This window comes from Fibrobacter sp. UWB4, from assembly GCF_002210345.1.
Classification (GTDB): domain Bacteria; phylum Fibrobacterota; class Fibrobacteria; order Fibrobacterales; family Fibrobacteraceae; genus Fibrobacter.
Map to the genome: position 1 here is coordinate 39,855 of NZ_MWQI01000007.1, position 24,813 is coordinate 64,667.

Annotated in this window: 21 protein-coding genes and 1 tRNA gene; 17 read left to right on the top strand and 5 right to left on the bottom strand. The window is 49.8% G+C overall.

What is annotated here, in order from left to right; genetic code table 11:
* Positions 1 to 151 precede the first annotated feature (151 nt).
* Positions 152 to 240, top strand: a tRNA-Ser gene (locus tag B7990_RS10845).
* 126 nt (positions 241 to 366) lie between these two features.
* Here the strand turns inward: B7990_RS10845 and B7990_RS10850 are convergent.
* Positions 367 to 1,896: a GGDEF domain-containing protein gene (locus tag B7990_RS10850; protein ID WP_176407284.1), complete on the bottom strand. Its 1,530-nt coding sequence runs from the start codon at positions 1,894 to 1,896 to the stop codon at positions 367 to 369.
* Positions 1,897 to 2,190: 294 nt separating this feature from the next.
* Between B7990_RS10850 and B7990_RS10855 the strand changes: the two genes are divergently transcribed.
* Both B7990_RS10855 and B7990_RS10860 read left to right on the top strand, forming a co-directional pair.
* Complete coding sequence (locus B7990_RS10855) at positions 2,191 to 2,538, top strand: hypothetical protein (RefSeq protein WP_088640970.1); 348 nt, start codon at positions 2,191 to 2,193, stop codon at positions 2,536 to 2,538.
* 320 nt (positions 2,539 to 2,858) lie between these two features.
* A complete protein-coding gene (locus B7990_RS10860; protein ID WP_176407293.1) occupies positions 2,859 to 4,178 on the top strand; it encodes an SUMF1/EgtB/PvdO family nonheme iron enzyme in 1,320 nt (439 codons plus the stop codon).
* 66 nt (positions 4,179 to 4,244) lie between these two features.
* On the opposite strand, the gene B7990_RS10865 is transcribed toward B7990_RS10860, so the two are convergent.
* On the bottom strand, positions 4,245 to 5,423 hold the full coding sequence (locus B7990_RS10865) for an FprA family A-type flavoprotein (RefSeq protein ID WP_088640972.1): 1,179 nt from the start codon (positions 5,421 to 5,423) through the stop codon (positions 4,245 to 4,247).
* Between the two features lie 283 nt (positions 5,424 to 5,706).
* Here B7990_RS10865 and B7990_RS10870 point away from each other — a divergent pair, with 283 nt between their 5' ends.
* The 10 genes from B7990_RS10870 to B7990_RS10915 all read left to right on the top strand — a co-directional run bounded on the left by B7990_RS10870 (position 5,707) and on the right by B7990_RS10915 (position 15,607).
* Entirely contained in the window at positions 5,707 to 7,374 is a 1,668-nt protein-coding gene (locus B7990_RS10870) for a thiamine pyrophosphate-dependent enzyme (RefSeq protein WP_088640973.1), read from the top strand.
* An 18-nt stretch (positions 7,375 to 7,392) separates the two neighbouring features.
* The gene (locus B7990_RS10875) at positions 7,393 to 7,866 is read left to right on the top strand and encodes a 2-oxoacid:acceptor oxidoreductase family protein (protein WP_088640974.1); all 474 of its coding nucleotides are present in this window, start codon (positions 7,393 to 7,395) and stop codon (positions 7,864 to 7,866) included.
* Positions 7,867 to 8,049: 183 nt separating this feature from the next.
* On the top strand, positions 8,050 to 8,853 hold the full coding sequence (gene lptC / locus B7990_RS10880) for an LPS export ABC transporter periplasmic protein LptC (RefSeq protein ID WP_254917494.1): 804 nt from the start codon (positions 8,050 to 8,052) through the stop codon (positions 8,851 to 8,853).
* Positions 8,853 to 10,190, top strand: a complete 1,338-nt coding sequence (locus tag B7990_RS10885; protein ID WP_088640976.1) for a hypothetical protein — start codon at positions 8,853 to 8,855, stop codon at positions 10,188 to 10,190. Before lptC ends, B7990_RS10885 begins: the two co-directional genes overlap by 1 nt.
* Positions 10,187 to 10,924 (top strand): LPS export ABC transporter ATP-binding protein, encoded by a 738-nt coding sequence (lptB, locus tag B7990_RS10890; protein WP_173353569.1) that lies wholly within the window; start codon positions 10,187 to 10,189, stop codon positions 10,922 to 10,924. Before B7990_RS10885 ends, lptB begins: the two co-directional genes overlap by 4 nt.
* Positions 10,925 to 10,932: 8 nt before the next feature.
* Positions 10,933 to 12,567, top strand: a complete 1,635-nt coding sequence (rpoN, locus tag B7990_RS10895) for an RNA polymerase factor sigma-54 (RefSeq protein WP_088640977.1) — start codon at positions 10,933 to 10,935, stop codon at positions 12,565 to 12,567.
* A gap of 184 nt (positions 12,568 to 12,751) precedes the next feature.
* Entirely contained in the window at positions 12,752 to 13,069 is a 318-nt protein-coding gene (gene raiA, locus B7990_RS10900; protein WP_088640978.1) for a ribosome-associated translation inhibitor RaiA, read from the top strand.
* Positions 13,069 to 14,097, top strand: coding sequence for an HPr(Ser) kinase/phosphatase (hprK, locus tag B7990_RS10905; RefSeq protein WP_088640979.1), 1,029 nt, complete (start codon positions 13,069 to 13,071; stop codon positions 14,095 to 14,097). Before raiA ends, hprK begins: the two co-directional genes overlap by 1 nt.
* Entirely contained in the window at positions 14,090 to 15,007 is a 918-nt protein-coding gene (locus tag B7990_RS10910) for an MlaD family protein (protein ID WP_088640980.1), read from the top strand. The genes hprK and B7990_RS10910 overlap by 8 nt, the downstream gene beginning before the upstream one ends.
* A gap of 126 nt (positions 15,008 to 15,133) precedes the next feature.
* Positions 15,134 to 15,607, top strand: a complete 474-nt coding sequence (locus tag B7990_RS10915) for a TraR/DksA C4-type zinc finger protein (protein ID WP_088640981.1) — start codon at positions 15,134 to 15,136, stop codon at positions 15,605 to 15,607.
* A gap of 132 nt (positions 15,608 to 15,739) precedes the next feature.
* Here B7990_RS10915 and B7990_RS10920 read toward each other — a convergent pair whose 3' ends face one another.
* The 3 genes from B7990_RS10920 to B7990_RS10930 all read right to left on the bottom strand — a co-directional run bounded on the left by B7990_RS10920 (position 15,740) and on the right by B7990_RS10930 (position 18,346).
* Positions 15,740 to 16,783: a serine hydrolase gene (locus tag B7990_RS10920; protein WP_088641078.1), complete on the bottom strand. Its 1,044-nt coding sequence runs from the start codon at positions 16,781 to 16,783 to the stop codon at positions 15,740 to 15,742.
* A 300-nt stretch (positions 16,784 to 17,083) separates the two neighbouring features.
* Positions 17,084 to 17,398, bottom strand: a complete 315-nt coding sequence (locus tag B7990_RS10925; RefSeq protein WP_088640982.1) for a hypothetical protein — start codon at positions 17,396 to 17,398, stop codon at positions 17,084 to 17,086.
* A 45-nt stretch (positions 17,399 to 17,443) separates the two neighbouring features.
* A complete protein-coding gene (locus B7990_RS10930) occupies positions 17,444 to 18,346 on the bottom strand; it encodes a glycosyl transferase family 2 (RefSeq protein ID WP_088640983.1) in 903 nt (300 codons plus the stop codon).
* 189 nt (positions 18,347 to 18,535) lie between these two features.
* On the opposite strand from B7990_RS10930, the gene uvrC reads away from it, so the two are divergent.
* The 4 genes from uvrC to B7990_RS10950 all read left to right on the top strand — a co-directional run bounded on the left by uvrC (position 18,536) and on the right by B7990_RS10950 (position 24,804).
* Positions 18,536 to 20,437, top strand: a complete 1,902-nt coding sequence (gene uvrC / locus B7990_RS10935) for an excinuclease ABC subunit UvrC (RefSeq protein WP_088640984.1) — start codon at positions 18,536 to 18,538, stop codon at positions 20,435 to 20,437.
* Positions 20,438 to 20,720: 283 nt separating this feature from the next.
* The gene (locus B7990_RS10940; RefSeq protein ID WP_088640985.1) at positions 20,721 to 22,538 is read left to right on the top strand and encodes an ABC transporter substrate-binding protein; all 1,818 of its coding nucleotides are present in this window, start codon (positions 20,721 to 20,723) and stop codon (positions 22,536 to 22,538) included.
* Positions 22,539 to 22,555: 17 nt separating this feature from the next.
* A complete protein-coding gene (locus B7990_RS10945) occupies positions 22,556 to 23,956 on the top strand; it encodes an ABC transporter permease (RefSeq protein ID WP_088640986.1) in 1,401 nt (466 codons plus the stop codon).
* 2 nt (positions 23,957 to 23,958) lie between these two features.
* Positions 23,959 to 24,804, top strand: coding sequence for an ABC transporter permease (locus B7990_RS10950; RefSeq protein WP_072829891.1), 846 nt, complete (start codon positions 23,959 to 23,961; stop codon positions 24,802 to 24,804).
* The last annotated feature ends 9 nt before the right edge of the window (positions 24,805 to 24,813 follow it).

Sequence of the window (24,813 nt, forward strand, 5' to 3'; positions counted from 1 at the left end):
CGATTTACAAGATATAAAAGTTTTGCGGGCGCGTCCTGTAGAACGGTGGCTTTCGTGTAAAAAATAGGCTTATTTGCATGGAAAAACAATGATTTTGCCTGTTACCCCTTGAAAAATTGCTGAAAATTTGTTAAAATTAGGACCCCAAGATGGGAAGATGGCCGAGTTGGCCGAAGGCGCGTCCCTGCTAAGGACGTATAGGACTAAATCCTATCGCGAGTTCGAATCTCGCTCTTCCCGCTGAAAAGCCCCGAGTCGAAAGACCCGGGGTTTTTTGTGTCTTCTCCCCGCGGAGGCGGAGAGTTCCCTGCACAAAACTTACCTCCACTAACCAATAACCATTGACTAATGACCAATGACTATTGACTAGCTCTTAAACTTCCCTTTATCTATATACATGAACGTATCTGCGCGCTTGAGCACGTCTTTTACGCTTTCGTCGATCTGTGCGCTATATTCGGCCATCCCCGCAGCGAATGAGATGCGTTCCCTCGGAGACCGTTTGAGGCTGATGGAAGATTTGAGCTTTTCAAAAAGTTCTGCGCGTTTTTCGTACTGTTCGCCGAAAAGGATGATGACAAATTCATCACCGCCGATGCGGAAAACCGGGCTGTGGCTGAAAACGTTGCAGAAAACCTTGCTGCAGTTCTTGAGATATTCATCGCCCATGTCGTGCCCGAACGTATCGTTGATAACCTTCAGGTCGTTGACGTCGCATTCTACAAGCGCGAATTTTATTTTGTCCTTGGCGTTGATTTCGTTGTCAATCAGTTCGCATTTTGCCTTGAACGCGGCGGCGCTCCCGACACCTGTCAGCGGATCCTTATTCGCGATCAGCTTTGTATGCTGGAGGTCCTTTCTTAACCGTTCTGCCGTTTCTTCGAGACGGTGCTCTTCTTCGACATTGATGATGCCCACGATGAACGCCTGCGCATTGCTCTTGTCGCTTGCGATTTTCAGGCGGTAATGCTCCGTATGCCCGTCGATGCTGGCGAGGAACGGGATGGTGTAGTAGGGGGCCGTCTGCAAAATGTCGATGCACTTTTCAATGGTTGATTTCTCGATAAATGCGCTAAACTCATTGGGAACGAAAATTCGCCGCATGAAGTCGTCGAAACTCTTGGGGTCCGATGAATTGCGGCCTTCCCAGAGGAGCGGTACGAACTTTTCGCTGACCTGGTAGTATTTGGTCTGATTTTTGGTAATGTCCATGTACAGGACAAGGTCGTAGTCTGAAGAAAGCCCCGCGATGATGACGGCCTTTTGGGTGAGGTCCCTGTTCCTGCTGATTTTCGAGATGAAAAATGCGTAGATCGTGCAGCATCCGAGCATGAATCCGATGGAATCGCAGGGGGCAAACGGGTATACCTTTTGGAGCAGCCCGCAAAGAAGCGGCGCAAGAATGAACAGGAAGCTTGCTGCGTAATGGCGCCGCGTGTTTACGTTTTTCGCGCTTGCGATTCTGTATGCGGTGAATAGCCCAATGACGAAGAATGTAAAGTACTGGCTGTAGTAAAGGAGGTTTCGACCTGACCGTGCGATGTATGTCCCGTCGTCCGAAATGTCAAAAATAAATTTTGATTTGTAATTTAAGGCGAGCAGCGCAAATTGGAATAATACGAGCGCAAATGAAAGCATCTTGGCGGGAATTGCTTTATCGCGTTCGATCCTGATGAAGTTCAGTATGTAGCTCAGCCAGATGTAGGCGGAAAGCGCTGCTGTAGCGTGAAAAACTGTCGATGACGTGAAAAATAGGGAGTTGTTATGGACAATCCCGCTCCCGAAGATGCCCCAAACGCCGTCCTGGATGCAGAAAAATATCACCCAGATGGAAAGGTGCAGGAAATCCTTGTCCGTTTTTTCGCTTTTGTCCAATACAATTTTAAACTGATTCATGAAAATCAGCAGAACAAGGGCGCAGGTAAAAGATAGAACTGAATAGAGTGGATTTGCCATAACACCTTGAAGTATTTTAAACTAATATAAGTTTTTTGTACCTTTTTTGCAAGTTTTCGGGAAAAGTGTGCTTTTTATCACGAAATGTGCCACACGTTCTCGTCATCCTGAAACCCGTAAGGGTTGAATGATCCCGTTATTTCACGTAAAAACGGCATTTTTCTAAAAATATATTGACTTTTACAATCTTAGAATGGATATTATTAGGTGGATTTAATCATAAGGAGTTTGATCATGAAGACGAATAGCTTTTTGGTCGGCGCCATTCTCGGTGCCGCAGCGACTGTTGCCATTACGAAGAAGTTTTTTAAATGCGGTTCTTGCAACGAAAACGAAGCCTGTGATAATCCGGTTATCAAGGATGCCGACGACGCCGTCGAAAAGCTCCGCAATTCCGTGGACAGCCTCCGCAAGGAGCTGAACAGCCGCATCGAATCCGAGCAGACCTACGCCGCCAAGTGCGAAGACCTCAAGGATCAGGTGGCCAAGCAGAACGCAGAAATCAATAACCTCAAGAACATCTGCGAAATGCAGGACAGCCGCAACAAGAAACTCGAAGACGAACTCGCTAGCAAGAAGTAGTTAGCGAACGTCCCTGCTAACGTCATTGCGAGGAGCAAAGCGACGAAGCAATCGTTATGTCATTCCGGCCAGAGCCTGTGCTGAGCGGAGTCGAAGTAAGCCGGAATCTCCATACTTGTCTATTATTAAACCAAGATGCCATGTTCTCTATAGTACTGATGAAGGTGATGACGCAGTACTTATGCAAAGACATGTTTCCAAAACATCAAGAGCTGTAACCAAAACACTTCCAAGAGGGCGAATCGCGTTTTATTACAGTGGCGAAAAAAATTCCGTTGTTATCCATGAAATGGGACATTTACTAGATCTAAGTGATGTTGATGAAAAAAATATTTTTCTTATTGCTAATTTGTCTTTCTTGTTCTTTGGGCGGAGACTTTTGCGTTTTCGATGCCAATGGTAATTGTGCATCCGTTTTGCATAGTATGAAAGATGCTCAGAATACCTCAAAAAAAATTGGATTTAAAAAATATTACATAGCCCAAAAAGAAAAAAACATCGTGGCAAGGCATTCTTACAAAACTGTAAACCCGAAAAAAAATATTGGCCGTAAGAAATGGTACGAGGTGGATTGGAATCAGGGCGTTAAACTTTGTCCTGAATCAAATTTCAATATAGGCGACGGAATTTGGATTGTAAATGGATCTGCTCATGTAGATTCTTTAAATTGTATTTATGTAGATGGCTCTCCTTATACTAGAAGTATTCTTGTCCTTTATGCAAGGAATATGAATGATTTGACTGATGCGGACTCTAGCTGGATTCTAGTAAATCAGACGATTGTGGAATTAGCCGGAAAAACATTTAAAATATGGGATTCGTATTCTTATGATCCTAAAAAAATAAAAATTCGAAATGTTACTTTTAAGCAAGATTTAATTGTTGATAAAACAGAACTTAGAATACGTGATGCCATTTGGCTTCGTCGATATATATCTGAGTTGAGAAAATTACGAGATGTTCCTGGATATAACTCTTTTTGGGGGCGGCATAATTATGCTTTTTACCCTACGAAAGATACTTTGGAAATATTGGATTATCCAGCACCTGGCGATGGCCGATTGACTTTAATACGTTCTATGCTGGATCATCTAGAAATGACATGGACGGGTGCTATATTGAAGAATTCGTTAGATGCTGAAGAAAAACAAAGTTATTTTATGCAACCTTCTGTTGAAAATTTACAAGGAGGACTCGACTCATTTGTTGATGTTTTAGATACTGCTGCGAATGGGTATCGTTATCCATCAAAAGATGAATGGTTTGTATTGCAGAGAGGTGGTGCCACTACAATATTTGCATGGGGAAATGATCCCGATGAAAAAGAATTAAGTCGTTATATGAATTTAAATTGCTCCGAAGGAAGAATGGGTGTTTATCCTGTAAGAATGTTTGCTCCTAATGGTTATGGATTGTATGATGTATATGGAAATGCTGAAGGAAATGTGATTAACTTTGTGGGTTCCGAATATAGCTATGGCCCCATTTGTAATGGTTATGATGTTTCTACTCGTTTGCCTCCAGTGTGTATTTTTATGAAGAAATATGCATGTGTCAGAAGAGATTTAAAGTCTGTAAATTATGACCTTCCTTATGTAAAGGCCCTTAAGGGCATGCGTCTAGTGCGTAAACTTGAATAATGACAAAATTTTGGGCTACATTGTCATGCCCTGCTCCGACAGGGCATCGCCTTCTCGTAAAATAAACTACGCTTTCCCTAAATCCTTCGCGAATTCTACGGCGAGTTCTTCGAGCTTTGCGGCAGAAGCCTCGTCGAGTGCGGACTTGAGCGTGACCGTCGTTTCGCAGAATGTCACGTTCTTGAGCGTGTCAAGAATCTCGTGCATTTTCTTGGCGGCCATCGGTGCCCATGTGCCGTTTTCAACAATGCCCACTTTGCGGTTGCTGTAGTTTTTCGCCTTGATGTGCGTGAGGAACTTTTCGGCGGCGGGGAAGAGCCCGGCATCAAGCGTTGTAGCGCATACAGCAAGATGACTGTAGCGGAAAGCCTGTGCTACCGTTTCCGAAGAATACGTGCGGGCCAAATCCATAATCGTCACGTCAACGCCTTTTTCGCGGAGCGATTCGGCTAGCTTCTTTGCGGCTTCTGCCGTGTGTCCGTAAACGCCCGCGAATGCAATGAACACACCCTGCGTTTCGGGAGCGTAGCTGCTCCAGGTGTTGTACTTTTCAATGTAGAAACCCAAATTGTCTGTAAGAACCGGGCCGTGCAACGGGCAAATCGTTTTGACTTCAATGCCGGCGAGCTTCTTCAAAACGCTCTGCACCTGCATGCCATATTTCCCGACGATGTTGATGTAGTAGCGTCTTGCTTCGTTCACCCAGTCTTCGCCGAGCTTGCCTGAAAGTCCGAATGTGCCGAACGCATCAGCAGAGAACAAGATTTTTTCGGATTCGTCGTAGCTGAGCAAGACTTCGGGCCAGTGGACCATCGGGGCGGCGATAAACTTTAGCGTGTGCTTGCCGAGCGAAAGCGTGTCACCATCCTTGAGCGTGAACGTCTTTGTGCCTTCCGGGAGCTTGACGAACTGCGGAATGAACGCAAGCGCCTTTGCGGATGCGGCAATGGTTGCGTCCGGGTATTTTTTGATGAATTCGAGAAAGCCACCGGCGTGGTCGGGTTCCAAATGATGGACAATCAGGTAGTCGGGCGTTTTGCCCTGCAATGCATTTTCAACATTTGACAACCATTCACTTACTTTGTGTGCGTCTACGGAATCCGTGACCGCAATCTTCTCGTCAAAAATCACGTAGGAATTGTAAGAGACTCCATCAGGAACCTTGTACTGCCCTTCAAATAAATCAATCTCGCGGTCATCCACCCCAACGAACTTAATGCTATCACTAAAATTAGGAACGATCATTTTTCTACCTCTTATTTTTAATTTCACTCATCGCGTCATTCTGAACCCCTGAAAGGGGTGAAGAACCCAGTTAATTCATGTCTATGCATTACGAGACTTTACTGGATTCTTCGGGGCGTGCCCCTCAGAATGACGATTTTGCGTAGTTAAAACCTTAATAATATATAACAAAAAATTACTTCTTGTTTTTGCGTTTCTTGAAGTCCGTGCCAAGGATGCGCAAAATAGTTTTTTTCTATATTGCAGTTCGTTTAAAAAACGATTAAAACAAAAAAGGAATATCATGCCAGCTTTTGATCCAAATGCGAAAAAGATGCTGATTTCGGGCAACGAAGCCATTTCCCTTTCCATGCGTCATTGCAATGTGCAGCTTGCCGCAGGTTATCCGGGAACTCCGTCCACCGAAATCTTGGAAGATTACTCTGAACTGGGTGGCTATGCCCAGTGGGCTCCGAACGAAAAGGTCGCTGCCGAAGTCGCTCTCGGTGCCGCTTTTGGTCATGCCCGCAGTGTTGTCACCATGAAGATGGTTGGCTTGAATGTGGCAAGTGATGTTCTCTATACTGCAACTTACACGGGTGTCGATGGCGGCATGGTGTGGATTGTTGCCGATGACCCGGGTCAGGGCAGCTCCCAGAACGAACAGGATACGCGTAACCACGCTAAGGCATCTGTTTGCCCGATGTTCGAACCGTCCAACTCTCAGGAAGCCTACGATTTCTTCCGCATCGCCATGCAGACGAGCGAAAAATTCAAGATTCCTGTCATCCTCCGCATGACCACCCGCGTGGACCATTCCAAGTCTATCGTCGTGCCGAAGGAAGAACTCCCGGCAATGGTGCCGAACTTTGAACGCAACATCGCCCAGCACGTGATGGTGCCTGGCTTCTCGAAGCCGGCTGGCCGTCGCCTCCGCGCCAAGATGGACGAAATGGAAGCCTGGAACGTTGCCGAAGGCCCGAACAAGGTCGAAATGCGCAGCGCAGATTTCGGTATCATCGTGAGCGGCATCAGCTACCACCACGTTCGCGAAGCCGCCCCGGAAGCTAGCATCCTCAAGCTCGGTATGACCTACCCGCTTCCGATGCAGCTCATCAAGGATTTCGCCAAGAAGTTCGAAGGCAAGCGCCTCATGGTCATCGAAGAAAACGACCCATGGCTTGCTGAAAACATCAAGGCCGCTGGCATCCAGTGCGAAAGCAAGTTCGACCCGATTTTCCGCTTTGGTGAACTCGATGTGAACCGAGTCCGCCGCATTATCGCTGGCGACAAGAACCCGGATCCGGTTCCGGTCAAGGGCAAGCCGCCTATGCTCTGCCCGGGCTGCCCGCACCGCAGCTCCTTCGCAGTTCTCAAGGAACTCGACTGCATCGTCTCCGGTGACATCGGCTGCTACACGCTCGCCGCTCTCCCGCCGATCAGCGCCATGGACTACATGATTGACATGGGTGCCGCTATCGGTATGGGTATCGGCCTCCGCAACGTGCTCCCGCGCGAACAGGCAAAGCGCGTTGTCTCCGTGATTGGTGACTCTACGTTTGTTCACAGCGGTATCACCGGCCTTGTTGAAGCGGGTTACAACCGCCCGGAAACTGGCCACGTCGTCATCATTCTCGACAACAGCATCACCGCTATGACCGGTCAGCAGGAACACCCGGGTACGGGCCGTCACCTCGACCACACTCCGGCATACAAGATTGACTACGGTGCTATTGCAAAGAACGCCGGTTTTGACAATGTCTACGAAGTGAACCAGGTCAAGGAACCGGAAGAATTCAAGCGCCTCGTGAAGGAATCCCTCGAAAAGGACGAACTCACGCTCATCATCGCGAAGAGCCCGTGCATTCTCGCTCTCAAGAGCATCCTCGCTTGGGACAAGGCTAACAAGGAAAAGGCAGAAAAGGCTCTCGCCGAAGCAGAAGCCGCTGCCAAGAAGAACGGTAACATTTAATAGAGAGGTTGAATAATTATGAGCGTAATTAACGTTAAATTTGCAGGCCTCGGTGGCACAGGTGTTATCAAGGCTAGTGACGTGATGGCCGAACTTGTTTTCGAACAAGGTTACGATGTGAAGAAGGCCGAAGTCCATGGCATGAGCCAGCGCGGTGGTTCCATCGCTTCTGACGTTCGCTTTGCAAAAGATGAAGAAGTTCAGTCCCCGATGATTCCGTGCGGCGAAGCCGACTACCTCGTCGTCTTTGACGAAACGCAGGTTGTCGTGAACGAAGCCTACATGAAGCAGGGCGGCGTGCTCCTCACGCCGGCGGACATCGATGTTTCCAAGCTCGAAAATGTGAAGGCTTTGAACGTCGCCATGCTCGGCAAGCTCTCCAAGTACTTCGACTTCACCGTGGACCAGTGGCTCGTCGCTTTGAACAAGCTCTTTGCCGAAAAGTTCCACGAAGGCAACAAGAAGGCATTCATGCTCGGCCGCGAAGGCTAATTGCTTACCGTCATCCTGAACGAAGTGAAGGATCCAGTAACATTTCAAAAGGACTGCCCCCGCGCAGTCCTTTTTTCTGTATAGTGCATCTCCCCAAGAAAATCGCCCAATTTCCCTCAAATTTCTGCGAAAACCCCAATTCCCGCCCCTTTTTATTTGTAATTTGTATTCGTGGCACAATTTTTGCAGAACATTCGATGCATTCAAAATGCGCTTGTGCCGGCATCTTGCCCGGCGACATCCCGTATTGCATTCCGCGCATCTCGCAGAGCCTCCCGCTTGTGGGGCGTTTTTGCGTGTGCCATTTTGGCCGCATTTTTGCTCGGTTGCGAAGAAATCGAAGAACCCAAGCCCTGGATTCGTGTCGAGCGCCCGCAGATGCTTTTTACCGATACGACGCTTCTCGACAGCTACGACAAGGGCGTGCTCAACTGGCGCCTGAAAACCGCTTATCTGGAACGCTGGGCTGACAAGGAAATTGTGACGGTGCGTCCGGTGTTCGTGGACATTTACGATTCCATCGGCGAGCGTGTAGCATTCTTGCGTGCGGACTCCGGCAGTCTCGACATGACGTTCACGTACGTTTACGCTTACGGTCACGTTTATGCGCTGACTCCCAAGGGCGCCTCGGTCCGTGCCGATTCGCTCCTCTGGAACAAGAAAGATAATTTGGTCAGAACCGCAAGCTATGTGCGCGTTGTCTCCGAAGATGGCGACGTGTTGCAGGGCGTTGGTTTTGAAAGCGATGCGCAGTTCGACAACTGGAAAATCCTTTCGAACGTGACGGGCATTTTCCAGGATGCGGCAAAGCGCATGAAGGATGAAGACAAACGACAGGCTGAGGCGGAACGTCTCAATAATCCTCCTTCTTCGTCTTCTCGTGCGGTACCAGCGTCAAAGCCTGTTTCGTCGTCTTCTTTGGCGAAGCCTCGTAAAGGTGGTTTAGCAGGGTTGCCTTTTATGCAAAATAAAGCGGGGAAGCCGTGATGAATTTCCGCGCATTTCTCTCCATCGCCTCGTTGGTTTTGGCGTCTACTCTCGCGTTTGCGCAGTCTTCTCCGCTTATTATGTACCATGCTGATAACCTTGAAGTGTCTCGCAAGCGAGGTACGCTTTTGCTGTACGGAAATGTCCATTTCGTACATGATAGCGTCGCGTTCAAGACGCAGCGCGCTTCCTGGAACCGCAATACCGAAACAGTTGAGTGCAATGGCGGTTTTCTCTTCACGCATCCGTCTGGCTTTGTCCGGGCGAAAAACGGCTCTTATCAGAAGCGCAGTGAAATCGCAATTGCTTCTGGCGAAGTAAGCGCCGGTGATTCTGCGGGCAACTATTTAATGACGGGCCAGTATTTAAAGTATGACCGCAAAGAAGACATTGTTTCAATCCCGATGTCGCCACGCCTTTATCAGTACGACAAGCAGAAGAACGGAAAAATCGATACGGTAACGATTGAATCCCGTTCCCTTATTTACGATAAAAAGAATAGCTTTGCACAAGCTTATCAAGACGTGAAGCTCACGCAGAAAGATCTCGTGGTCACTTGCGATACGGGTTACTTTAATCGCAAAGACAACTGGCTTAGCATGAAGGGCCACCCGACGTGCGACATGAAAAACTACCATCTTACGGGAGATTCCATTTTTCTCGTGCTTGATGAAACGGGCAAAATGCTCAAGTCGGCCCTTGTCATTCGTAATGCTCATGGCATCCAGCATGAATCCCCGAAGCACGGCAACCCTGGCAACGTGACTGAAGCTTTTGGCGATACGCTTTACTGCGAATTCAAGAAGGGAAAAATTGAGCGTCTTTACGTGAACTTGAATGCAAAGGGATTTTTCTACGAAACGGACTTGAAGGATTATCGCAACTTGATGGACGGTGACCGTCTAGATTTGTATTTTAAAAAGGGGCGCATGGATCGCGCTGTTGTTTCGGGCAAGGCGCAGAGCACCTACTTCTACGTGAAAAAGGATAGGACAGTCTCTGGCAAGAACGAGGCGGCGGGCGACACGATTCACATCTTGTTCGATGCCCAGAAGAATGCGGTAAAGTCGCTCAAGCTCATGGGCCGTAAGACTAACGCTAGTGGGCGATTTATCGATCTGGAAAAGGAAAACCGCAATAAAGAAAAGGCAAGGCAGGATTCTTTGGCGAAGCTTGATTCTCTTTCGGGGAATGCTTCAAAAAAGGTTTATACTGCAGCCGATACGGCCAGGTTTGAAAAGGCTTTTGGCGGTAAGAATTTTAAGGGCCTTTTCGATCGACGGAGAAGAAGAGCGAAACAGGACGGCGAAACTGCGAAAACGGAGGACGCACAGTGAAAAATTTGGTTAGCACGATACGCACCGACAAGCTGCGCAAGATTTATGGCCATCGCCAGGTGGTGAGCGACGTCTCCATTCAGGTTTCGCAGGGTGAAATCGTCGGGCTGCTGGGTCCGAACGGTGCCGGAAAGACGACTACGTTCTACATGATTGTGGGCATGGTCCGCCCGGATGCCGGCCACATCTTTTTGGACGATATCGAGATGACGGACAAGCCGATGTACAAGCGCGCCCGCCTCGGCGTGGGCTACCTTCCGCAAGAAGCTTCCATCTTCCGCAAGCTCTCCGTTGAAGACAACATCATGGCGATTCTCGAAACGCAGGACATGAAGCGTGCCGAGCGCAAAAAGAAGCTGGAACAGCTCCTTGAAGAATTCAAGATCACGCACATCCGCAAGACAAAATCCATGAGCTGCTCCGGTGGTGAACGCCGCCGTCTTGAAATTGCACGTGCGCTTGCAAGCGACCCCTCGTTCCTTTTGCTCGACGAACCGTTTGCGGGTATTGACCCGATTGCCGTTGCCGATATCCAGTCCATCATTTCGGAACTCAAGGACCGCGGCATGGGCGTACTCATCACGGACCACAACGTGCGCGAAACGCTTTCGATTACGGACCGCGCTTACATCATGTACAAGAGTCAGGTGCTCACGGAAGGTTCTTCGGAACATCTGGCCAAAGACCCAGAAGCGCGCCGCATTTATCTCGGTGATTCTTTCCGCTTGGATTAGGAGTTTTTATGAATCTTGGGATGCAGGCAAATATCGGACAGACGCAGGAGCAGACGCTATCACCTGCGCTTCTCCAGTCTGTGAAGATGCTCCAGAAAACATCGCAGGAACTGGAAACCGCTATCAAGGAAGAAGTCGAAGTCAACCCGCTTTTGGAAGTGGACGATGGCGACTTTGACGATCAGGAAGTTCCCGTGGACAAGGACCCGGAAGAACTCGATCCGCGCGCAAATGATTCCAGTGAATTCCCCGATGATATCGAGGATATGGCTCGTGGCTCCCTGGACGATACTGCCGATGTCGATAGCAGTTATCTTGACGGTGAATCTACGGATGTGAATTGGGATAGCTATTTGGGCGATGGCACATCGTACGATGACGCGCCGTTTAACGATTTGAATTCAGGTTCGAAGGACCCGGACGAGGATTGGGACCGCCCGATCAAGGACGTGGGCAAGAGCTTGCAGGAACAGCTCGAAGACCAGCTCCGCCTCTGGAACGGCACCCGTGAATTGCAGGAACAGCTCCAGGAAAATGGCGTTACCGAAGAGCATTTCCGCAAGTTGGTCCAGTACCTCATCAACTCCATTAACGATGACGGGTTCCTTTGCGATTCCAGTCGCGAAGGTGAATCCGAGGCGATGGTCGTCCAGTCGGACGACAAGTATATTGACGAGATTGAGCGCGTACTCCGCGGGGAACTCAAGCTCGAAGACGCGAGCCTCCCGGTGCGCGAGGCGGTTCACGTTTTGCAGTCCTTCAAGCCGAGCGGCATTGGTGCCCGCGACCAGCGCGAATGCTTCCTGATCCAGGCGTACGCAATTCCGAATTTCCCGAGCCTCGCTATCCGCATTCTCGAGAAGGAATACGAGAACCTCTTGCAGCTCCGCTATGCAAAGATAGCGAAGGCCCTGAGTGTTTCCGCCGATGAAGTCAAGACCGCTGTCGCAAGCCTCTCACGTTTGCGCCCGCATCCGGGATTCCAGCTTTCGCATTCGTATTCGCACATCATCAATGCGGACTTGAAAGTTGTCGAAAAGAAGGGCAATTACGAAGTCATCTGTTTCAAGACCAAGATGCAGAAGTCGCTCCGCATCAACCAGACGTACAAAGCGATCCTCACGGATCCGTCTGCATCCAAGCAGGACAAGGAATACGTGAAGGCGCAGCTTGCGAAGGCGACAGACCTCATCAAGGCGGTCGATAACCGCTTCTCGACGATTGAGCTTGTGATGCGGGCGATTGTCAAGCGCCAGCGCGGATTCTTTGAAAACGGCCCTGCATTCCTCAAGCCGATGATCCTCCAGGATGTCGCCGACGATGTCCATTTGGCGGTGAGCACGGTGCAGCGCGCGACCGACCAGAAGTACGTGGAAACGCCTTATGGCATGTACGAACTTAAACAATTCTTTACGTCCGGTGTCAAGCAGGGCACGGCCCCGGATGCCGAAGAAGTGGGTTCCGCGCAGATTATCGACGCCATCAAGACGCTTATTGACGAAGAGGACAAGTCTTCTCCGCTTTCCGACCAGGACATCAGCGACGAGCTTCTGAAGCAGGGAATCAAGGTAGCGCGCCGTACAGTCGCCAAATACCGCGAAAAAGAACTCAAGATTTTGCCTAAAAATCAAAGAAAACGGTAAAAAAGGCGTTTTTTGGGCGGTTCGCCATAGCAAATATTCCAAGATGGAACGATTTTTTTTGCAAAATCCAATTTAGTTGTGGATTTTTGAAAAAAAAAGATGTATATACTTTAATTGCGGAACGGAAGTTCCAAACTGTTTTATTTCGTTAAAATATCTTAACATTAACATACGGAGGTTCATTATGGATATTCAGTTTTCTGCTCGTCATTTTAACGCATCTGCAGGTCTTCAGGACCGTATTCAGGAAGAAATGGATAAGTTGGCCAAATTTTACCCGAATATCACTAGCGCCTCTGTAATTCTTGACCATGAAGTCGAACACCAGCGTCATTGCGAAATTTCTGTCAATATTACAGGTTCTGTCATTGTCGCTTCTGCCGACGAGGAGAACATGGGCAAGGCAGTCGATGTGACGCTTGAACGTATCAAGGTCCAGCTCAAGAAGGCCAACGACAAGCAGAACGATCATAGGGCTCAGCCGGTTTCCGAACTCACGTAATGGCTGATAGATTGAAAGATATCAAGATCCTGCACCGGGAACGCTTCCCGGTGCGGGACTTTTTTATCCGCTATGGCAAGGACTTGCAGTTGGTACAGCACTGTCCCGACGAAGACATGGAATCTTGCATTGAAGAAAGCGGAATTCACCGCCCTGGCCTTGCCATGGCTGGTTATACGAAAGTTTATAGTTCGCAGCAGATTCAGGTGATTGGCCACACGGAGTGGAATTACCTGGAATCGGTCGGTCCTGAAGCGCGAGCGAAGATTTTTGAAAATTTGTCTGTGTTCCGTGCCCCCATGTGGGTCGTGACGCATGCGCAGACTCCGCACGATGAACTTAAGAATATGTGCAACCGATTGCACATCCCGCTGTTCTCAACAACGCTCCACACGTTTGAATTTTTCAAGATGAGCCAGAGAATCCTCGACGAGTTCTTTGCGCCTCATGCAATTATTCATGGAAGCCTTGTGGATGTCTATGGCGTGGGCATGCTCTACGTGGGCGACAGTAACGTCGGTAAGTCTGAATGTGTCCTGGATCTTGTCGAAAGCGGACACCGTATGGTGGCCGATGACGTTGTCCACATCAGTCACGTGGGTAAGTCTATTATTGGCCGTCCGGACCCCTTGATCCGCCATCACATGGAAATTCGCGGTGTCGGCATTCTGGATATCCGCTCGATGTTCGGTATCCACGCGATTCGAAAAGTCAAGAAAATCGAAATGATTGTTGAACTCCAGCCGTGGCGCCAGGATGTTTCTTATGAACGTACTGGACTCAACGAAATGGAAGAAAACATCATGGGCGTGAACATCCCGAAAGTCGTGTTGCCTGTGGCTCCCGGCAAGAACATGACCGTGATTTCAGAAGTCATTGCGATGAACGCCCTCATGAAAATGAGCGGCCAGAACGTAGCTCAGGATTTTAACGAGTCTTTATTGCAAAAGATCAAAGCTAAGGCAAAGGGTGAGTTTACCGATGATTTGCTAGATTTTAATCCGCAGAACTGGTCTTTCTATGAATAGTTTGCTGTTTAAAATCAAGAAAAACTTTGTCGCAAGTTTCATCTTTGTCGTTATCGTGGTTTCGTGTGGGCTTTTGGCCTATTTTTTCCATCCGGCAAGCCCGTATCGCGAACGCTATACGTTTGTGGTAAAATACGAGACCATCGGTACGCTTTCTCCAGGCAACCTTGTACGCGTCCGTGGCATTGCTATGGGCGAAATAGTCGATGTCAAGCTCACTGAAGAAGCTGTCTATGTTTCTGCTCGAGTGCTTGCTGAAGCTCGAATCCCTGTGAACTCTGAATTCCGACTCGTGACGGCGGGCCTCATGGGCGAACGCGAAATGAGCATCATCACCGGGAACTCAAGCAAGCTCGTTGCCGAAGGCGATACCGTGAAAGGCCTTTATGACGAAGGCACTGCGGGCATCACGAAGAACCTTGCAGAGGTTTTCAAAGATATTGGCGATGTCAAGCAGACACTTACGGATTTCTATGATTCGATGACTGTAGGTGAGGCGGGCAAGCGGATGGACCGCGTGGCGAAAAAAGCGACAAGGATTGTTCGCGTGACGAAGGCCGATGTCCGCAAGTGGAAATCCCTCGTAGACGAATTGCTCGACGGTTATCATGAAGCGGGTGAGAAGATTGAATCTTCCTTGCGGGAGCTTTCGGACCGTGGCGGCGAGACCGCTGCAAAGGCGAACGAAGCTTTGGACCGCGTACGTGCCTTGATGGACCGTATTGATGTTTCGAAAAACGCAGCTGTTGCCGTTATTGCGAAATTTGATGAAAGCGATGGTACTGTAAGCCAGTTCCGCGACGAGACTTCTAGGCTGAATAAAGATCTTGATAACCTAAAAAAAGATTTTGAAGCGATGCTCAGCGGCGTCAAAAAAGACGGCCTCAAGCTTAACGTGGACATTTTTTAGTAGACAGTAGATCGATTTATCAACATTTTTTTTGAAAAAATAATATTTTAATTGTTCTTTTTTGTAAAAAAAAGATAATTTAAAGCGGTGCTTATCACAGTGTAACTCACAAAGAAGGAGTTTAATATGGCTGAGAAGAAACCCGTAAAGATGAGCGATGCTGATCTTAAGTTCTTTGAAGAAATGCTTTTGGAGAAAAGGCGCGAGCTTGTGACCGCCCAAAGTGAGTCCGAAAAGGCTAATGTGTTCCAGGGCCAAAAATCCCAGTCTGGTGACGGTGGCGATTCTGATGGTGCCGATTCCGCGACGGACTACAATTCACTTGAGACTAATTTCTCGTTGGCTGCCCGCGAAGGCAAGTACCTTGTTTACCTTGAAGAAGCTCTCAAGCGCATCAAGAACGGGACGTTTGGCGTTTGCAAAATTTGTGGACAGCTGATTCCGAAGGCAAGGCTTATGGCCGTGCCGACTGCTACCAAGTGCGTGAACTGCAAGGAAGAAACCAAGAAAAAGGAAATCCTTGACAACCGCATGGAAATGGCCAAGATGTTCGCTGAAGCCCAGCGCAAGGAAATGCTCCGCAAGGCCTCCGGCCGCTAATTTGTCATTCCCGCCGGAGCCTGTGCTGAGCGCAGTCGAAGTAAGCGGGAATCCCCTTTTTAAAAAAAAACGACCCGTACGCGGGCCGTTTTTGCATTCTTGTCAAGCCCGCCTCCGAGCGGGCTTCTCCTTTTATCCAGAAATCGCGCCGAAAAACGTGTCCGCGAGCGTTGCGCGGAATGCGTGAATCCTGTCGGCGTTCGGTTCGCGGTGCGGATAAGTGAAGTTGCTGAGGAGAATGATGGCGCCTCCCTTGTCCGGGTCGGCGACGATGCTTGCGCCCGTGAAACCTGTCTTGCCGAATGCTTGCGGCGAGACCTTTGTGCCCATGAACTTGCTTGTGTGCAGCTCCCAGCCGAGTGCGGTTTCTGCTCCGACGCTATCGGCGAGGGCGTTGTGGCTCACGATGTCCAGGATCCCGGCAGGGGCGATTTGCTTACCTTCGAATTTGCCGTCCATCAGAATCATCTTCACGAATTTCAGAAGGTCGGGTACACAGCTGAACATGCCGGCACTCCCGACGGGGAACAGCTTCTGCAATACCCAGGCGCTTTCGTCGTGGACTTCGCCCTGGATTTCGCGGTGGCGGAATTCGCAAAGCTCAGTCGCCGCAATTTCTGATTTTGGAACGCGCGTGAGCGGATTGTAGCCCGAGCGCGTCATGCCGAGCGGCGTAAAGAACCTTTCGTTACCTTGTTCCTGCAAGTTCTTGCCTGTAAGTCTCTGCAACAAAATGCCGAGCAGTACGCTTGCTGGGTTTCCGTAATTAAAGATGGTTCCTGGAGCGGCATCGAACTGGTACGTATAAAGTGCGTCCAGGATTCCTTCGGGCGAGAGCGTCCTAAGCGTCTTCATCGGCACACGGTAATCGAGGCTGTGCGTGAGCAAGTGCGAAACGTAAATCTCGTCGCGGTAGTTTGTCTTAAGTTCCGGGATGAAGTCGATGACTTTTGCGTCGATGGAGAGCTTGCCTTCGAGAATGTACGAGAGCGCAAGCGTCGATGTGGGGCAGACCTTTGTGAGCGACGCAATGTCGAAAACCGTGTCTTCGGGAGTGTTTAGCGTGACTGTATTGCTTGTGCCGTCCGGGAGCAAGTAGCCTACGACGGCCTTGTCAAAAATATCTTCGGATTCTGCGTTCTCTAAAAGTTCAAATATTTTCTCGGAAATCTGCATTTTCGCCCCGGCAAATTTTGCCACAAATAAAAAAAGGGCATCTCCTACGGTGCGAACACTCGAAACTACTATTTTACAATGATAGCAGCGCCTCGGGGATTTGTTTTTCGCGTCGATGCGCGCCTAAACTGAACCACAAGAGCAACGAGCTGATTTATTCCTGTTAGATCGGGTGTAAAATCCGTGGGATGCCCACGTATAATATATGTTTCTTAAAAGGCAAAAACAAGGGAGAAAATGAAAAAAATCTCGGCACAAAATACCGAGATTTCGAATGTGTATTAAATGTATCTGTTGAGCCTAAACTTGGTTGTCGGCTTTAGGGAGCGCTTCGTCCAGCTGGAGCGAAAGTTCTCTAATATCTTTATCCATCAGGTCATGATACGATTTGGCTTTGCGTAATTGCTTACGCAGCTCGACAATTTCGGAAGTGAGTTCCACAGCCAGCAAGCAAAGCTGCTTTTTCATTTCCAGTTTAAATTTCGAGGAATTATCGAGACGACTTTCGATGAAATCGACGATTTCCTTCAAGTCCGTATCGGGCAAGTCTGTGCGGATGTGGATGCGTTCTTGAGCGACGTTAATGCTGACTGATCTAAGTGTCTCGTTTGCCATATTATTTCATTCCTACGCCGAATGGATCGTTATCCAACAACCACCTTAGCCGAAAAAACCGGGTTGCGAGCCTCCATTGCTCGCGAACAGGTCTGGGGTTTCTTCCTGAGGTTTGTTTTCTGCCTGTTGAGCAGGGGCTTCTGCCTGTTCTGCTGCCGGCTCGTTGATATTGATTTCGGTGCCGAGTTCGTTTTCGATCGTAGAAAGGAGCTGCTGGAACTTGCTCTGGGCTTCGGCGATTTCGTTGCCCTGGTTCTGGACCTGTCCGTTGAGGTTGTCGATGATGTCGTTCTTTTCAGCGATCTGTCCGTTGAGGCAATCAATGATGTTGTTCTTTTCGTCCATCTGGCCGTTCAGAGAATCAATGATGCTGTTCTTTTCGTTGACCTGACCGTTGAGAGCGTCGATGATGCCGTTCTTTTCGGCGACCTGTCCATTGAGGGAATCAATGATGCCGTTCTTTTCGGCAACTTGGCCGTTAAGGGCGTCAATGATACCGTTCTTCTCGCTGATCTGGCCGTTCAGGGAATCAATGATGCTGTTCTTTTCGTTGATCTGACCGTTGAGGGAATCGATGATGCCGTTCTTTTCGGCGACCTGTCCATTGAGGGAATCAATGATGCCGTTCTTTTCGGCGACTTGGCCGTTAAGGGCGTCAATGATACCGTTCTTCTCGTTGACTTGGGCGTTCAGGTTGTCGATAATGCCGTTCTTCTCGTTGATAGCTTCGTCCTGGGCGGCGGCCTGGTTGGCTCTTGCATTGAGGGCGGCTTCGTAGTCGGCGATCTTTGCGTTGGCGGAGTCCAGCAGGTTTTTCTGGTCTTCTGCCTGAGCGTTTTTGCTTTCGAGAAGCTGCTTGAGTTTGGCGTTTTCTTCACGCAGGGCGCGTACTGTTCCGAGGACGCTTTCAACCTTCTGCGACAACAAGTTCATGTTTTCGAAATTCATTATTTCTCCATATTTGGCGGGGTGCGAAATTTACTATGTAAGATATATAAAATTTTCTTGTAACTAGAGTGTGATGAAATGTAAAATGACCTTTGTATTATAGATTTTTTGGATCCTAATTGAGAAAAGGGAATTGCCTGATTTTAATGGGGCGCGACAATATAAAAAATTAAATAGATTTGAAATTACATGATTCCAGTAAGTGAACACATTGAGCGGCGACTGGCGGAACTCCCTCTGCTGCCTGGGGTGTACATCATGAAGAACGCCCAGGGGAAGATTATATATATAGGGAAGGCGAAGGTCCTGAAAAATCGCGTGTCGAGCTATTTCGACGGCAGTGACCATGCCGGCCACCGTGCGGCGACGCTCATGCTCCCGTATATTCGCGATATTGAGTGGATTATCACGGAGAGCGAAACCGAAGCGCTCATCCTGGAAGCAAACCTCATTCGAAAGCATACGCCTAAGTACAACGTATTGCTCAAGGACGACAAGCATTTTCCGTATCTGGCGTTCTCCGTGAACGAGCCGTTCCCGAGACTGTTTCTGAGCCGCTCCGTGAAGAAGGACGGCTGCCTGTATTACGGGCCTTATATGAGTTCGCGCATGATTCGCCAACTGCAAGACATTGCGGCGAGGCTGTTCCAGATTCGCGAATGCAAACTGAAGTTGCCACTCAATCGGCCGGTGCGCCCTTGCCTCAATTACCACATTGGGCGTTGTGGCGCTCCGTGTGCAGGTCTTGTGACACGTGAAGAATACCAGAAAAAAGTGGCGCAGACGCAGATGCTTTTGGGCGGCAAGCGAGATGACCTGATTCAACTTTGGGAACGCGAAATGCTTGAGGCGAGCGAACGCATGGATTTTGAGACGGCGGCGAAAAAACGCGATGCGATTCAGGCGCTCAAGGCGACGAGTGCGCACCAGAAAACGGACGTGTCCGATGCTAGCCTCTGCGTGGATGTGCTCTCGCTCAAGCGTAACGGCACGATGGCTGCTGCTGTGATTTTCGAGTACCGTAATGGAGTGCTTTGTGGGCGCCGCCACTACCGCCTGGAATGCAAGCTCGAAGACGACGAGACGGAAATTTTCCGCCAGATGGTGGTGCAATGGTACATGGATGTGGAATTTATTCCGGGCGAAATTGCGACGGATGTGCCGCTCCCGACGGACATGGCGGAGCGTGAGTCCATTGAACAGGCGCTTGCATCCAAGACGACGCATAAGGTCGTGCTCACGAATCCGCAGCGCGGCGAAAAGCTTGGATTCTTGAAACTTGCCTCCGCGAATGCCGACATGATTCTCGTGGAAATGCGCGCCGAAGTGCAGAAGTATAGCGAAATCGACAGCAGCGTTTTCGAACTGCAAAAAGTTCTCGGTTTAAAGAAGACTCCTTTCCGCATCGAATGTGTGGATATTTCGCATTTGTCCGGTACGAACACGGTTGCAAGCCTTGTGGCGTTCAAGAACGGGCGCCCCGACAAGAGCAATTACCGAAAGTTTATTATCAAGACTGTAACAGGTGTTGATGACTTTGCGAGCATGCGCGAAGTGATGACCCGTCGCATCCGCCGTCTGGAAGAAGAAGGAATTCCAATGCCTGACTTGTGGGTGTGCGATGGCGGTAAAGGTCAAGTCGATGCCACGATGCAAATTTTAAAGGAACTCGGTCATGATAAGGACTTGCCGCTGATCGGGCTTGCGAAGCGCCTCGAAGAAATCGTGTTCCCCGATGACCGCAAAAGCATCGTGCTGCACCGTACAAGCCCCGCGCTAAAGCTTTTGCAGAATGCCCGCGACGAGGCGCACCGATTCGCCATCACGTACCAGCGCAGCAAACGCAAAAAAGATCTCGAAGTCGAATGGCTCAAGATGCCGGGCGTCGGTCACGAAACACGCGTCAAGATTCTGAGCAAGTACAAGAGCGCCGAAGCATTCATGGACGCCCCGCTTGAAGACATCATTGATTTGCTCGGCAAAGTCCGCGGCACAAAGCTCCGTGAACAAGTCGCTGAATACTGCGCCGGCGGCGATTCTGTCGAGGACTCTGTCCCCGTTGAAATTTCTGACGAACAAGATAACGATTGATTTGTCATGCTCGCCACCTTTGTCATCCCGGACTCTGTTCTGGGAGGGCATCTCCCTTTCATGACGAGATGGAGAATCCCGATTAAATCGGGATTGACAAAAATGCGGCAACAAAGCTGTGAAGGTAAACTTTTGTAAATGTAAAATTTGTTAAACGCGGTTTGAAATCATCAAGACTTTTTTACTAAGTCGCAAAATTATTTTTTAAAGGAATAATCTATATTAGGTTTTGAATTTTCAATTAAAGGGGGCCCCGCGAAGGCCCTATTCTAAGAGGACTCAAATGATTGGATTGAAATCGATTGCTAGAACGGCCTTGGTGCTTTCGGCAACTGGCGCACTTTTTGGGTGCGGTAGCTCATCGCAAGACGAGCTTGCCAGCGGTTCCTTGCCGCGTCAGGAAACGCTCTATTTGTCTGGGCAGCAGAATGATGCTCCTGGTACGTTCAACCCCCTTGCAGAAAGCTGGATGACTACCTGGCCTGTGAGTGGTCGTTTCAACTTGATGTACGAACCGCTTCTCACCTACAACTCCTTGACGGGTGAAATCGAATCCCTCCTCGGTACGCTTGTGAACAAGAACAACGATAGCATCGTTGTTGACTTGAACCCGGCTGCAAAGTGGAGCGATGGTGAAAAGGTCACATCCCGTGACGTGAAGTTCATCTACACGATGGGCTCCATCAACACTAGCGAACAGATTTCCGCAATCCATGTCGATACTGTTAAATCCGAACCGGCAGGTGCAGTGGAACGCATTGCTTTCCTTATCAACAAGAAACAGCGCAACAACCCGCTTTCCGTTCTTGACTTGTTGCAGGCCATCCGTATTGTCCCTGCTCACGTGTTCGAACCGCTTATCGAAAAGCTCGGTTCCAAGGACGAAGTGAAGAAACTCCCGATGGACCAGAATCCGGTTGTTTCCGGCCCGTACGCTCTCCGCAGTGCCGACCCGAACAAGATTATTCTTGAACGCCGTGATGACTACTGGGGCAACGCCGCTCTCCACAATGGTCAGCTCCCTGCTCCGAAGTACATCGTTCATCCGATTTACAAGAACAACGAACATAACACCATCGCTATGCGTAGCGGCAACCTCGACGCTTCCCAGAGCTACATCCCGCGTATCAACCGCAAGGCTGGCGCTGGCGTACACACATGGCTCAATGAACCGCCTTACTTCTTGCCGGGTGCAATGCCGATGCTCATCATCAACACGATGAAGGAACCGCTTAACGACAAGCGCTTCCGCCGTGCTCTTGCAACCGCTATTGACTACATGGCTCTCCGCAAGTTCGCTGTGTCCGACTACACGGACCAGATCAAGCCGGGCCTCATCATGCCGACTAACCTCGAAGGCAAGTACATCAGCGACGAAGACCTCGCTAAGTATGGTGTCAAGCTCACCATCACGGACGAAAAGGAACGCGTCGAAACTGTGAAGCAGATGCTTTCTGAAGCTGGCTACAAGTCTGTCTGGAATAGCGACGGTACGCTCGACCACATGGAAAATGCCAAGGGCGAAAAGATCCCGACGATGTACATCACGAGCCCAAACGGCTGGACCGACTGGGAAGCTATGGTGACCATCGCTGTCGAAGGTATGCGCAAGGCTGGTATCGATATTCGTGAAGGCTTCGTGGATGGCGGTTCTTACTGGCCGGCCATGGGTCTCGGTAACTTCGACCTCATCATGCACAAGCCTGTCGCTGACGTGACTCCGTCTCTTCCGTGGAGCCGCTTCAACGAAATCATGGCAAGCCGCGACTGGCAGCCGCTTGGCGCCTGGGCTGGCGTGAACATTGGCCGTTACAACCAGCCGGGTACCGAAGGTTTCCGTCCGGAAGTCGACAAGCTCCTCAATGCTATCCCGCTCATGAAGAATGCTGATTCTATCGCAACTGCTTATCGCGAACTCAACAAGATCTTCATGGAAGATCAGCCGTCCATTCCGCTGGTCTACTTGCCGGAACAGTTCTATGAATTCAGCGACCGCGTCTGGACGAACTGGCCGACTGCTGAAAACCCGTATGCTCCTGCTCAGCTTCCGTGGGTGGCCTCGGGTACCAAGACCCTTTGGAATTTGAAGCTTGCTAAATAAAGGATAAAGGACTACCAATGCTTAAACAATATCCTATGCTACGTTATGTCCTGCAGAAGGCGTTCTGGTACTTGCTGACCTTCGTCTGCGCAGTGGCACTCAACTTTGCGTTGCCGCGTCTCGGCGACAACAACCCGGTTGACATCATCATGGGTCAAGCCGGTAAGGGCCTTTCTCCGACTGAAGCTCAGAAGAAGAAGGCTGAACTCCTCGTCTCCTTCGGTATGGCCGAAGTTGATGAAAATGGTAATGTTATCTATGAACCTGAAACTGATGAAAACGGCAACGTTGTCATGCAGAAGGTTCCCAAGCTCGACGAAAACGGCCAGCCGGTCGTGAACGTCGTCAAGGTCGTTGACGAAGCCGGCAATCCGGTGATGGTCGAACGCCAGAAGCTCGATGAAGCTGGCAATCCGGTCTTTGTTGAAAAGTCCCCAGTCGCTCAGAAGGGCAAGAAGGCTAAAAAGGCAAAGAAAGTCAAGAAGGCCAAGAAGGGTGCAAAGGTCGCTAAGGCAGCTGCAGATAAAGTCCCTGTCATGGAAAAGGTTCAGGCCGAACGTATCGATACAGTCATGGTCGATCAGCCGGTCATGAAGACCGATCCGAAGCTCGCTTCCGCTGTTTCCCAGTTCTTCCGCTATGTGGGCAACGTGTTCCACGGCGATCTCGGTCTCTCTTACCAGAACAACGAACCGGTGACGAATGTTATCAAGAAGTCCCTTCCGTGGACGCTTGCAATCCAGGCTCCGACGATTCTTCTCGGCTGGATCGTGGGTAACCTTCTCGGTGCCTTCGCTGCATACAAGCGCGGCATTTTCGACAAGGTATTCTTCCCGTGCGCCATGTTCTTAAACGGTGTGCCGTTCTTCGTGTTCGGTATGCTCTTGGTGGCTCTCTTCTCCATCACGCTCGGCTGGTTCCCGGCTATGGGCGCTTACAGCCCGGACATTCCGGAACTCACGTTCAGCTGGACTTGCTTCAAGAGCGTCAGCTGGTACTACGTGCTCCCGTTCTTCTCTGTGTTCCCGATTCTTCTTTCTGGTCAGGCAACGGGTATGCGTTCCATGTCCATTTACGAACTCGGTACTGATTACATGAAGTATGCAAAGTGGCTCGGTCTTCGCGAAGGCAAGATCATCAGCTACGTGTTCCGCAACGCTATGCTCCCGCAGCTCACTGGTCTTGCCCAGAGCCTTGGTGCCATGGTGGGTGGCGCTCTCATTACCGAAATGATCTTCTCTTATCCGGGTCTCGGTATGGCAATGCTCAATGCCATTCAGAAGAACGACTACGCAACGATTCAGGGCTGCACCTTGATGATCTCTACTTGCGTTCTCGTTGCAAACTTTGCAGTTGACGTTTTGATCGCTGTCTTTGACCCGCGTGTCAAGGCCGGTCTCCAGATGGGAGGTAAGTAATCATGGGTAAGCTTTTAAGAAACCTTCTCAAGTCCCCGATGTTCGTGATAGGCGTGTCCATCTTTGTGCTCACGCTCCTCATCGCCATCTTTGGACCTCTTTTCTACAACGTAGACACTCACGCTCGTGATATCGTCGCTGGCCCGTATGCAGGCTCTAGCTCTGCTCACTGGCTCGGCACCGACCACCTTGGCCGTGACTACGTGTCCCTCTTGATTGCCGGTCTCCGCAGCTCCCTCTACGTGGGCTTTGTTGCTGGTATCATTGCTACGACGATTGGTGTGCTTATCGGTTTGTTCGGCGGTTTCCGCGGTGGCTGGGTTGATGAAGTGCTCAACATGCTCACCAACATCTTCATCGTGATTCCGCAGTTCGTGATTCTCGTTCTTATCAGCTCCGCTGTTAAGGATGGCCGTTCCCTCACTTTGATTGGTCTCATCATCGGTCTTACCGCTTGGAGCTGGTCTGCCCGTGCCGTTCGCGCTCAGGCATCTTCTCTCCGTAGCCGCGACCACATTGCCCTTGCTCGCATCAACGGTGCATCGACTCTCACGATTGTGATCAAGCATGTGCTTCCGTACTTGCTCTCGTACGTGTTCATGGTGTTCATCATGCAGGTGTCTTCCGGTATCCTTTCCGAAGCCTCCATCTCCATGATCGGTCTTGGCCCTGTCGATTCCACCAGCCTCGGCATCATCTTGAACCAGGCTAAGGACAACGGTGCTCTCTCCGACTCCATCTGGATTGCATTCATCCCGGCAACGATCGTCGTTACCCTCACGGTGTTTGCTCTGTACTTGATTAACACTTCTATGGAAGGCGTCTTCAACCCGCGTCTGCGCAAGTAAGAGGTAAAA

Excerpts from the sequence above, each read along its gene's own strand:
- B7990_RS10945 (WP_088640986.1), top strand. The coding sequence starts at position 22,556 with ATGCTTAAACAATATCCTATGCTACGTTATGTCCTGCAGAAGGCGTTC.
- B7990_RS10875 (WP_088640974.1), top strand. The coding sequence starts at position 7,393 with ATGAGCGTAATTAACGTTAAATTTGCAGGCCTCGGTGGCACAGGTGTT.
- B7990_RS10940 (WP_088640985.1), top strand. The coding sequence starts at position 20,721 with ATGATTGGATTGAAATCGATTGCTAGAACGGCCTTGGTGCTTTCGGCA.
- B7990_RS10885 (WP_088640976.1), top strand. The coding sequence starts at position 8,853 with ATGAATTTCCGCGCATTTCTCTCCATCGCCTCGTTGGTTTTGGCGTCT.
- hprK (WP_088640979.1), top strand. The coding sequence starts at position 13,069 with ATGGCTGATAGATTGAAAGATATCAAGATCCTGCACCGGGAACGCTTC.
- rpoN (WP_088640977.1), top strand. The coding sequence starts at position 10,933 with ATGAATCTTGGGATGCAGGCAAATATCGGACAGACGCAGGAGCAGACG.
- B7990_RS10915 (WP_088640981.1), top strand. The coding sequence starts at position 15,134 with ATGGCTGAGAAGAAACCCGTAAAGATGAGCGATGCTGATCTTAAGTTC.
- B7990_RS10930 (WP_088640983.1), bottom strand. The coding sequence starts at position 18,346 with ATGAATTTCGAAAACATGAACTTGTTGTCGCAGAAGGTTGAAAGCGTC.
- B7990_RS10855 (WP_088640970.1), top strand. The coding sequence starts at position 2,191 with ATGAAGACGAATAGCTTTTTGGTCGGCGCCATTCTCGGTGCCGCAGCG.
- B7990_RS10865 (WP_088640972.1), bottom strand. The coding sequence starts at position 5,423 with ATGATCGTTCCTAATTTTAGTGATAGCATTAAGTTCGTTGGGGTGGAT.
- B7990_RS10860 (WP_176407293.1), top strand. The coding sequence starts at position 2,859 with ATGAAAAAAATATTTTTCTTATTGCTAATTTGTCTTTCTTGTTCTTTG.
- B7990_RS10950 (WP_072829891.1), top strand. The coding sequence starts at position 23,959 with ATGGGTAAGCTTTTAAGAAACCTTCTCAAGTCCCCGATGTTCGTGATA.
- uvrC (WP_088640984.1), top strand. The coding sequence starts at position 18,536 with ATGATTCCAGTAAGTGAACACATTGAGCGGCGACTGGCGGAACTCCCT.
- raiA (WP_088640978.1), top strand. The coding sequence starts at position 12,752 with ATGGATATTCAGTTTTCTGCTCGTCATTTTAACGCATCTGCAGGTCTT.
- B7990_RS10925 (WP_088640982.1), bottom strand. The coding sequence starts at position 17,398 with ATGGCAAACGAGACACTTAGATCAGTCAGCATTAACGTCGCTCAAGAA.
- B7990_RS10850 (WP_176407284.1), bottom strand. The coding sequence starts at position 1,896 with ATGAATCAGTTTAAAATTGTATTGGACAAAAGCGAAAAAACGGACAAG.
- B7990_RS10920 (WP_088641078.1), bottom strand. The coding sequence starts at position 16,783 with ATGCAGATTTCCGAGAAAATATTTGAACTTTTAGAGAACGCAGAATCC.
- B7990_RS10870 (WP_088640973.1), top strand. The coding sequence starts at position 5,707 with ATGCCAGCTTTTGATCCAAATGCGAAAAAGATGCTGATTTCGGGCAAC.
- B7990_RS10910 (WP_088640980.1), top strand. The coding sequence starts at position 14,090 with ATGAATAGTTTGCTGTTTAAAATCAAGAAAAACTTTGTCGCAAGTTTC.